Below are 10,103 nucleotides of genomic sequence, written 5' to 3'. Positions count from 1 at the left end.
CGACCGGATCGAGGTCGTGGTGCAGCCCGATCGCACCTCGACGTTGCTGGTCACGGCCTGAGCGGCGCCTCGGCTGTCCCCAGCCCCGCACGCCACGACACCTGCACCCGGTCCCACTTCTCGAGGCCACCCAGCCCCGCACGCCACGACACCTGCACCCGGTCCCACTCCTCGAGGCCACCCAGCCCCGCACGCCACGACACCTGCAACCGGTCCCACTTCTCGAGGCCACCCAGCCCCGCAGCAGGAGCACGGCGACGTCAGGCGGGGCCGCGTTCCCCGGCCGCGTGCCGCAGCATCGCCGCGAGCGCGATACCGATGATGACGATGCCGACCACGGCGGCACCACCGGCCAGCCAGGCGTAGCCGGGCCCGCCGACGACCACCCCGGCCACGGCCCCTCCGCCTGCTCCTGCCAGCCCCATGAGTACATCGGACAGGCCCTGCACCGCAGGCCGCTCGCCGGTCGTCACCGCGTTGGTCAACAGCGTCGACCCCGACACCAGCGTGCACGACCACCCGACGCCGAGCAGGAAGAGCGCACCCAGCAGCAGCCCGGACCAGCCCGTGTCGGACCGTGAGGCGAGGAAGGCGGCCACCGCGAGGACCGCGCCACCGAGCATCGCGACCCGCCTGCTACCCCATCGGTCGACGGCCATCCCGACGATGGGCGAGAACGCGTACATCCCGAGGATGTGCACCGAGATGACGAAGCCGATCACCTCGAGCGCGGCGTCCCCGTGCGCCATGTGCAGCGGCGTCATCACCATCACCGACACCATCACGAGGTGCCCCAGCGCGATGACGAGGACGGCCTCCAAGGCCAGGGCGTTGCTCCGGATCGTCGCCAAGGCTCGCCGCATCGACCCGTCGTGGTCGGCGTCCGCCGAGTCCGGATGCCGCCGAGCCGAGCCCGCGCCACCCACCCGCCGAGCGGAGCCCGCGCCACCCACCCGCCGAGCGGAGTCCGCGCCACCTGCCCGCCGAGCGGAGTCCGCGCTGCCCGAGCCGTCCGCGTGCCTCGCCGCGACGGCACGCGCCGCCCGCTCCAGCGCGCGGGCGGTCAGCAACGGGTCGGGCCGCAGCAGCCGGCCGACGACGAGCAGCGCCAGGACGAACCCGGCGAGCGAGAACAGGAACGCTCCCGCGAGTCCCGGGATGCCGACGACGTCGGCGAGGGCCTGGCCCGGCCCGACCAGGTTGGGGCCGAGGACGGAGCCGATGGTCGTCGACCACACCACGATCGACAGGTCGCGCCCACGGTGCTCCGGCGCGGCCAGGTCGGCGGCGGCATACCGGGCCTGGCCGTTGGCGGTCGTCCCGCCGCCGAAGAGGAACATCCCGACGAGCATCAGCGGGAAGGAGCCCGCGACCGCCGACGTCACGACGACGGCGGCTCCGACCAGGGCGAGTGCGTAGCCGAGCACCAGCCCGGGGCGCCGACCCCGGGCCGCCATGAGGCGGGCCACCGGGATCGCGATGAGGGCACCGCCGAGCACCTGCGTCGTCGTGCCGAACCCGGCCAGCGTCTCCGAGCCGGACAGCTGCTCGGCGAGCAAGGCGCCCACGGCGATGCCGCTGGCCATGCCGACGCCCCCCAGGATCTGGGAGGCAACCAGCGCCTTGATCGTCGTCCGCTGGACCACAGCCCGGTCGAGGCCAGCGGGCCGTCCCACCGGGCCGCCCCCGTCCGCCGCAGCCTCCGGGACCCGCTCCGCTGCCGCCGTGGCCGGCTCGACGCCCGCCTCCTGACGGGGCTCGGCGGGCTGGGTCGACTCGGTCACGGCACGTGCCGGCGTGACGTGATCACGCGGAACCGGCTCGCCACGAAGGCGGCATCGGCGTACGCCGCGTTGGCTGCCGGGTTCGCGCCGGTGCCGTGCAGGTCGGAGAAGGCCGCCGTCTGGTTGACGAAGATCTGACCCGTCAGGTTCTCCGACAGCGCCACCCCGCCGACCGCCGCCGCCTCCCGGGCCGCGTCGAGCACCGACTCGTCCGTCGAGTAGACCGAGGCGGTCATCGCGCCGTGCTCGTGCACGGTGTCGGCCAGCTGGGCCAGGGACTGCTGCGTCGAGGCGGTCCGGATCAGGAACCCGACCGGGCCGAAGCACTCCTGCGTGTAGACGTCCTCGTGGGACACGTCGAGCGCGACCAGCCCCGGCGCACGCACGACCGCCGACTCGTACCTCGGGTGCGCCACCCGCCGCGACTCGAGCACCACCTTGCCGTCGGCCCCGGCCGCCAGCTCGTCGAGCGAGTCGGCGTTGGCCCGGACCTTGTCGTTGACCGTCGCGCCGAGGATCTCGACGGCCTTCCCGTCGTCGCCGGTCAGCCGCCGGACCGCTCCGGCGAGCCGGTCGCCGAACTCGTCGAAGCTCAGGTGCCCCTCGTCCGTGTCGACCCCGCCGGACGGGACGTAGATGTTCTGCGGCGCGGTGCACATCTGCCCGGAGTAGAGCGACAGGGAGAAGGCGAGGTTGCCGAGGGTCCCGGCCAGGTCGTCGGTCGAGTCGACCACGATCGTGTTGAGCCCGGCCTTCTCGGTGTAGACGAGCGCTCCCCGGGCGGCACCCGTCTGCTCGAGCCAGGCGCCGAAGCCCGGCCCGCCCGTGTAGTCGATGATGCCGACCTCCGGCCGCTGCGCCAGCACCTTGGCCAGGCCCTGCCCGTCGTTCTCGGCGGCCAACTGGACCAGTGCCGGGTCGAAGCCCGCCTCGGCGAGCACCATGCGCGCGACCTCGACGGTGATCGCCAGCGGCAGGATCGCGTGCGGGTGCGGCTTGACGACCACCGCGTTACCGGTGACCAGGTCGGCGAAGATGCCCGGGTAGGCGTTCCAGGTCGGGAACGTGTTGCAGCCGATGACCAGGCCGGTCCCGCGCCCGACGAGGTGGTAGTCCTTCTGCATCCGGATCGGCCCGCCCTTGGCCGGCCGCTCCCACACGACCGAGGCGGGCACCCGCTCCTGCTCGACCAGACCCGCGGCGATCGCCTCGAGCGCCCGGTCCTGGGCCTGCGGACCGCCGGCCTGGAAGGCCATCACGAAGGGCTGGCCGGAGGTGTGCATCACCGCGTTGCCGATCTCGAAGCTGCGCTCGTGCAGCCGGTCGGCGATCTCGACGCAGACCGCCGCCCGCACCTGCGGGCCCGCGTCGCGCCACGCGGGCAGCGCCACGTGGGCAGCAGCCAGTCCCGCCTCGACGTCGAGCCCCGGGTAGGTCACGCCGAGCGTCGGCCCGTACGGCGAGACCTCGCCCCCCACCCAGGTGCCGTTGGTCGCGGAGACCAGCTCGGCGGCATACCGCGCGTTCAGGTGCCGTTCGTACGCGGCCACGCCGTCGGCGGCGGCGGACTCGCCGTAGACCCGGGGGCTCGGCGACTCCGGGTAGCGGGAGTAGTACGACCGCTCGGCCAGGGCGCGGCGGATCTCGTCGAGGACCCCGGCGTGCTTGTCGAGGAGCGGGTGGGTCGTGGTCGGCGCAGCAGCAGTCACCCCTCGATGCTAGCCACGCGGCCGCTCCGGACCCCGGCCGACAGGGGCGGCACAATGCTGCCCATGGACCATGACGCCACGAGCCGTCCCGTGCCGGCCGCTGTCCCGGTCGCCGTCGTGGGGGCGGGCACGATGGGGGCCGGGATCGCGCAGGTCGCGGCCACCGCCGGGCACCACGTCGTGCTCGTCGACGCCGTGCCGGGCGCGGCCGGGGCAGCGCTGGAGCGGTTGCGTGCGGTGCTGCGCCGACAGGTCGACAAGGGTCGGATGACCGACGCCGAGGCCACCGCCGTCGTCGCGCGGATCGAGCCGGCCGGGTCCGTCGACGGGTTGCCCGAGGTGGGCCTCGTCGTCGAGGCGGTGCCCGAGGACCTCACGCTGAAGCAGGGCCTGCTCGCCGGGGTCGCCGCGGGCCAGCCGCCGACGACGCTGCTGGCGACGAACACCTCCAGCCTCGACATCACGGCGATCGCGGCGGCCGTCCCGGCACCCGAGCGTGTGCTCGGGCTGCACTTCTTCAACCCGCCACCGCTGATGCGCCTGGTCGAGGTGGTGCACGGCGCAGCCACCGCCGAGGCTCCGCTCGCCCGCGCCACGGCGCTGATGCGGGCCTGGGGCAAGACGCCGGTCCGGTGCACCTCGACCCCCGGCTTCATCGTCAACCGGGTCGCCCGGCCGTTCTACGGCGAGGCGCAGCGCGTCGTGCAGGAAGGCATCGCCGACCCGGCGACGGTCGACTGGATCCTGCGCGAGAAGTGCGGCTTCCGGATGGGCCCGTTCGAGCTGACCGACCTGATCGGGCAGGACGTCAACTACGCGGTGGGCGCCTCGGTCTGGGAGCAGACCGGACACGACCCGCGTTATGCACCAACGGAGTTCCAGCGTGCGCTGGTCGCGTCCGGACGGCTCGGCCGCAAGTCGGGCGAGGGGGTCTTCTCGTATGCCGCCGAGCCGGCCGCCGCTCGCCCCGACCCCGATCTCGTGCTGGCCGAGCGGCTCGGTTCCGGCCCGGTCGAGGCCGACCCACTCGCCCGGACGGTCGCGATGCTCGTCAACGAGGCGGTCGACCTGGTCCACCGCGGCGAGGCGAGCGCCGCGGACGTCGACACCGCGATGCGGCTCGGGGTCAACTACCCGCGCGGCCCGGTCGAGTGGGGCCGGCAGATCGGGTTCGACGTCGTCGCGGAGCAGCTCGCCGCCCTCGACCGCGCCCACCCGGGCGGCCGGTACCGGCCGAGCCCGGCGTTGACCGACGGGAGCCTGACGTGAGCAGGGCAGACGCGAGCAAGGCAGACGTGGGCAGGTCGCAGGTTGGGCCGCCGAAGGTGCCCGCCGACGGCGTCGCCTTCGCCCAACGGATGTGGGACGACGACGTGGCCTCCCGCACGCTCGGCATGGTCGTCGAGGTGCTCGAGCAGGACCACGCCGTCGTCCGCATGCCGGTCCGCGCGGACATGGTCAACGGTCACGACATCTGCCACGGCGGGTTCATCTTCACCCTCGCCGACTCGTGCTTCGCCCTGGTCTGCAACACCTGCGGGACCACGACGGTGGCCTCCGGCGCCGACGTCACCTTCACCGCGCCGGGCCGGCGCGACGACGTCCTCGTCGCCGAGGGCGTGACTCGGGCTGCTTACGGCCGCAGCGGGATCACCGACGTGACGGTACGGCGCGAGTCGGACGGACAGGTCATCGCCGAGTTCCGCGGCCGGTCGCGGTCGCTGGGTCGGCAGGCGCACTGACCCGACGTCGACCCGGCCCCGATGCGGTGCGCGGGCCGGTGCCGAGCTCGTATGCGGCATACGTCATCTTTGTGGTGGCGCGAAGGGCCGAACGAGCCCGTCACGGGTGAAAGTGTGCGACGAATGTGACCGATGAGGCCCGCCAAGCCGTCCCCCCGGTGGCAGTATCGGCTAGGGGGTGGGCTGTCCGTGCCCGCTGTGGATCTGGAAGGACCTCATCATGCGTCGCATCCAACTCGTTGCCGCGGCCGGCGCCGTCGCCCTCGGGCTCACGCTGTCCGCCTGCGGGTCCAACTCGCTGTCGCCCAGCACAGGGGGTGAAGGCAACACGTCCGCCGCGCCGGTGCCCACCGGCACCGTCGACGCGGCCCTGGCGGCCAAGCTGCCGGCCAAGATCAAGGCGGCCGGTAAGATCGTCGTCGGCATCGACCCGACCTACGCGCCGAACGAGATGATGGCAGCCGACGGCAAGACCGTCACCGGCTGGGACCCGGCGCTGTTCGACGTCGTCGCCGCCAAGTTCGGGGTCAAGACCGAGTACTCGCCGAGCAAGTTCGACGCGATCATCCTCGGGGTCGACAGCGGCAAGTACGACGTCGGGGTCTCGTCCTTCTCGATCACCAAGGACCGGATGGCCAAGGTCAACATGGTCAGCTACTACAGCGCCGGCACGCAGTGGGTGACCAAGCCGGGCAACCCGGGCAAGGTCTCCATCGACGACCCGTGCGGCAAGAACATCGGCGTCCAGAGCGGCACGACCCAGTTCGACGACATCACCGCGCGCAGCAAGAAGTGCGTGACCGCCGGCAAGCCGGCCGTCAACATCCTGCCGCACGACGGCCAGGACGAGGTCACCGCCGACGTCGTCAGCGGCAAGGTCGACGCGATGCTCGCGGACTCGCCGATCGGCCTCTACGCGGTCAAGCAGTTCGCGGGAAAGCTCGAGAAGCTCGGTGACATCTACGACTCCGCCCCCTACGGCTACGTGCTGCCCAAGTCCGAGAACGACTTCGGCAACGCGCTCGTCGACGCCCTCAAGGCCGCCGAGGCCGACGGCAGCTACAAGGCCGTCCTGACCGAGTGGGGCGTCGAGTCCGGCGCCATCACCGACTTCGCGCTGAACCCGTCGCTCTCCTGACGCGGCCGGCCATGAGCACCGCAGCAGACTCCCCCCGGGCTCCCGGGGGGGACCGGCCGGGCGTGATCCACGCCCGGCCGGTGTCCCACCCGTGGCGGTGGGTGGCCCTGGTCGTCATCGCGATCCTCGTCGCGATGATGATCAGCTCCTTCGTGACCAACCAGCGCTGGAACTTCCCCGTCGCCGTGCAGATCATGATCCAGCAGCCCGTCCTCGACGGGCTGGTCAAGGGCACCATCGTCGGCACGATCGGCGCGATGGTCATCGGCGTCGTCGGCGGCATCCTGCTCGCGGTGATGCGGCTGTCGACCAACCCCGTGCTGCGCCGTGTCGCGTCGGTCTACACGTGGTTCTTCCGCGGCATCCCCCGCATCGTGCTGCTCGGGATGATCGGGGTCGGCATCCCGTTCCTGTACGACGGGCTCGACTTCGGGCTGCCGTTCGGCCAGCAGATCAGCGGGGCGCTCGGGCTGTCGACCGACTTCACCTTCTTCCACCTGAGCCTCACCGAGTTCTCCAGCACCCTGTTCGCCGGCATCATCGGCCTCGGCATGTCCGAGGCCGCCTACATGGCCGAGATCGCCCGGGCCGGGATCATCTCGGTCGACAAGGGCCAGACCGAGGCGGCGCAGGCGCTCGGGATGAGCAACGGCAGGACGATGGCCCGGATCGTGCTGCCCCAGGCGATGCGGGTCATCGTGCCGCCGACCGGCAACGAGACGATCGCGATGGTCAAGGACACCTCGCTGCTGATCGCCATCCCGGTCATCACCGAGCTCTACTACCAGGTCCGCATCATCGGCACCCGCACCCTCGAGATCATGGCGTCGTACGTCGCCGTGGTCGCCTGGTACCTCATCGTCTGCTCGGTCCTCATGGTCGGCCAGTTCTACCTCGAGCGGTACTTCGGGCGCGGCTTCGGCGAGACCAGGCGGGCCGCCAAGAAGGCACAGGAGCCGGTCGTCGGGCCGGCCGGGACGGGAGGCGTGTGATGGCGCAGGCTGCGGCAGCACCCCGGGCGAGCCGGGTCACCGGCGACGTGCTCGTCCGGGCGGTCAACATCACCAAGGCCTTCCACGGCAACGAGGTGCTCAAGGGCATCGACCTGACCGTGCACCGCGGCGAGGTGGTCTGTCTGCTCGGGCCCTCCGGGTCGGGCAAGACGACCTTCCTGCGGTGCATCAACCTGCTCGAGTCCATCGACGGCGGGCGCATCTGGGTCGACGGCGACCTGATGGGCTACCGCGAGGACGCGGGCGGCCAGCTGCACCACCTCGGCGACAAGCAGATCGCGGCCCAGCGTCGCGAGATCGGGATGGTCTTCCAGCGGTTCAACCTCTTCCCGCACAAGACCGCCCTGGAGAACGTCATCGAGGCGCCGACCCAGGTCAAGCGGATGCCGAAGGCGGAGGCGAAGCGCCGGGCCCTCGAGCTGCTCGCGTCGGTCGGTCTGGCCGACAAGTCGGCCGCCTACCCCGGCGCGCTGTCGGGTGGTCAGCAGCAGCGGGTCGCGATCGCCCGGGCGCTGGCGATGGACCCGAAGCTCATGCTCTTCGACGAGCCGACCTCGGCGCTCGACCCCGAGCTCGTCGGCGAGGTGCTGCGGGTCATGCGCCAGCTCGCCGACACCGGGATGACGATGATCGTGGTCACCCACGAGATGGAGTTCGCGCGCGACGTCGCCGACCACGTCGTCTTCATGGACGCCGGGGTGGTGTGCGAGGAGGGGCCACCGGACGAGGTCCTCGGCAACCCGAGGAACGAACGCACCCGGACCTTCCTGCGCCGGATGCGCAACGCGGAGGAGCGGGGCGCGACCGCCGAGCACGGGTCGCCGACCGGCTCGGCCGCAGGCGAGCCCCCGCCCGCGTGACCCACGGGGACAGAATGGGGCTCATGACGACGACGTCCCAAGACACCGACCGCAGCACGCGACCCACCGCAGGCGACGACACCCTGATCCCGACGATGTCGCTCGACGAGCTGCGCCACCTGCAGACCGAGCGGCTGCGCGTGACGCTGCGAGCGGCATACGAGCACGTGCCGCACTACCGGAAGGCCTTCGAGGCCAAGGGCGTCCACCCCGACGACATCCGCACGCTCGACGACGTCGCCCGGCTGCCGCTGACCGGCAAGGCCGAGCTGCGCGAGAACTACCCGTTCGGGATGTTCGCCGTACCGCGCGAGCAGGTCATCCGCATCCACGCGAGCTCCGGCACCACGGGCCGGCCCACCGTCGTCGGCTACACCAGGGACGACATCGACACGTGGGCCGACCTGATGGCCCGCTCGATCCGCTTCGCCGGCGGCGGCCCGGGCGACATCGTGCACGTGGCCTACGGCTACGGGCTGTTCACCGGCGGGCTGGGCGCCCACTACGGCGCCGAACGGCTCGGCTGCACGGTGGTGCCGGTCAGCGGCGGGATGACCGACCGGCAGGTCCAGCTCATCCGCGACTTCGGGCCGACGGTCATCATGCTGACGCCGTCGTACTTCCTGTCGCTGCTCGACGAGATGGAGCGGCTCGGGCTCGACCCGCACGACACCTCGCTGCGCGTGGGGATCTTCGGCGCCGAGCCGTGGACGGAGTCGATGCGAGCCGAGATCGAGGGGCGCACCGGCATGGACGCGGTCGACATCTACGGCCTGTCCGAGGTGATGGGGCCGGGCGTCGGGCAGGAGTCGGCCGAGACGAAGGACGGGCTGCACATCTGGGAGGACCACTTCTACCCCGAGGTGATCGACCCGGTGACCCAGGAGCCGGTCGCCGACGGCGAGGTCGGCGAGCTCGTCTTCACCTCGCTGACCAAGCAGGCGATGCCCGTGATCCGCTATCGGACGCGCGACCTGACCCGGCTGCTGCCCGGCACCGCGGTGCCGGCGATGCGGCGCATGGAGAAGGTCACCGGCCGCAGCGACGACATGATGAACATCCGGGGCGTCAACGTCTTCCCGACCCAGATCGAGGAGCACGTCCTCGCCGAGCCGGCGCTGTCGCCGTACTTCCAGTGCGTGCTGCGCCAGCCGGGTCGGATGGTCGAGCTGACCGTGCTCGTCGAACCGCACGAGCGGATGGCCGAGGCGGACGCCGCGACGTTGGCGCACCGGCTCGAGCGCACCATCAAGCGTCGGGTCGGCACGTCCTGCCGGGTCGAGGTGCGCGACCCGGGTGCCATCGAGCGGTCGATGGGCAAGGCGCGCCGGATCGTCGACGAGCGCGCCAAGCGCTAGGGGTATGCCGCTCACCTCGCCGGGGTCGGACGGCTGAGCGCGGCGCGGGGCACCTGCGCGGCCGGTGGGTCTGGCGGGGCGGCCGGCAACAATCGCACCACGGCCCGAAAGTGAACGGCCACCCGCGCCCCCCGGCACCCACAATCGCACCACGGCCCGAAAGTGAACGGCCACCCGCGCCCCCCGGCACCCACAATCGCACCACGGCCGGAAAGTGAACGGCCACCCGCGCCCGCCGGCACCCACAATCGCACCACGGCCCGAAAGTGAACGGCCACCCGCGCCCCCCGGCACCCACAATCGCACCACGGCCCGAAAGTGAACGGCCACCCGCGCCCGCCGGCACCCACAATCGCACCACGGCCGGAAAGTGAACGGCCACCCGCGCCCGCCGGCAGCGACAACCCGACCTCGGCCTGGCACCGACCGACCGACCGGCGAGGATCAGTGGCCGACGACCGCACGGTTGATCGCGCGCACGAGCGGCGGGCCGCCGTAG

9 protein-coding genes are annotated in these 10,103 nt (G+C 72.1%); 6 read left to right on the top strand and 3 right to left on the bottom strand.

The genetic code is table 11. The annotated features are described in order from the left end of the window. Positions 1 to 50: 50 nt before the first annotated feature. The 3 genes from WMI84_RS14340 to paaN are packed head-to-tail and all read right to left on the bottom strand — an operon-like array spanning position 51 to position 3,493. Positions 51 to 203 (bottom strand): hypothetical protein, encoded by a 153-nt coding sequence (locus WMI84_RS14340; protein WP_347354304.1) that lies wholly within the window; start codon positions 201 to 203, stop codon positions 51 to 53. Between the two features lie 57 nt (positions 204 to 260). Continuing rightward, positions 261 to 1,784, bottom strand: a complete 1,524-nt coding sequence (locus tag WMI84_RS14335) for an MFS transporter (RefSeq protein ID WP_347354302.1) — start codon at positions 1,782 to 1,784, stop codon at positions 261 to 263. After that, complete coding sequence (gene paaN / locus WMI84_RS14330) at positions 1,781 to 3,493, bottom strand: phenylacetic acid degradation protein PaaN (RefSeq protein ID WP_347354300.1); 1,713 nt, start codon at positions 3,491 to 3,493, stop codon at positions 1,781 to 1,783. The genes WMI84_RS14335 and paaN overlap by 4 nt, the downstream gene beginning before the upstream one ends. Positions 3,494 to 3,556: 63 nt before the next feature. On the opposite strand from paaN, the gene WMI84_RS14325 reads away from it, so the two are divergent. The 6 genes from WMI84_RS14325 (at position 3,557) to paaK (ending at position 9,604) form a co-directional block, all read left to right on the top strand. Beyond that, a complete protein-coding gene (locus WMI84_RS14325) occupies positions 3,557 to 4,762 on the top strand; it encodes a 3-hydroxyacyl-CoA dehydrogenase NAD-binding domain-containing protein (protein WP_347354298.1) in 1,206 nt (401 codons plus the stop codon). Next, positions 4,759 to 5,235, top strand: a complete 477-nt coding sequence (gene paaI, locus WMI84_RS14320; RefSeq protein WP_347354296.1) for a hydroxyphenylacetyl-CoA thioesterase PaaI — start codon at positions 4,759 to 4,761, stop codon at positions 5,233 to 5,235. Before WMI84_RS14325 ends, paaI begins: the two co-directional genes overlap by 4 nt. Positions 5,236 to 5,455: 220 nt before the next feature. Continuing rightward, a complete protein-coding gene (locus WMI84_RS14315) occupies positions 5,456 to 6,373 on the top strand; it encodes an ABC transporter substrate-binding protein (RefSeq protein ID WP_347354294.1) in 918 nt (305 codons plus the stop codon). Positions 6,374 to 6,384: 11 nt separating this feature from the next. Then, positions 6,385 to 7,365, top strand: coding sequence for an amino acid ABC transporter permease (locus WMI84_RS14310; protein ID WP_347354293.1), 981 nt, complete (start codon positions 6,385 to 6,387; stop codon positions 7,363 to 7,365). After that, positions 7,365 to 8,246: an amino acid ABC transporter ATP-binding protein gene (locus tag WMI84_RS14305; protein ID WP_347354292.1), complete on the top strand. Its 882-nt coding sequence runs from the start codon at positions 7,365 to 7,367 to the stop codon at positions 8,244 to 8,246. Before WMI84_RS14310 ends, WMI84_RS14305 begins: the two co-directional genes overlap by 1 nt. A 95-nt stretch (positions 8,247 to 8,341) precedes the next feature. Further along, entirely contained in the window at positions 8,342 to 9,604 is a 1,263-nt protein-coding gene (gene paaK / locus WMI84_RS14300) for a phenylacetate--CoA ligase PaaK (RefSeq protein WP_347354306.1), read from the top strand. Positions 9,605 to 10,103 lie beyond the last annotated feature (499 nt).

The organism is Intrasporangium sp. (assembly GCF_039812505.1).
Taxonomy (GTDB): domain Bacteria; phylum Actinomycetota; class Actinomycetes; order Actinomycetales; family Dermatophilaceae; genus Intrasporangium_A.
The sequence above is the reverse complement of the archived record's forward strand: the minus strand, read 5'-3'. Positions and strand labels throughout refer to the sequence as shown.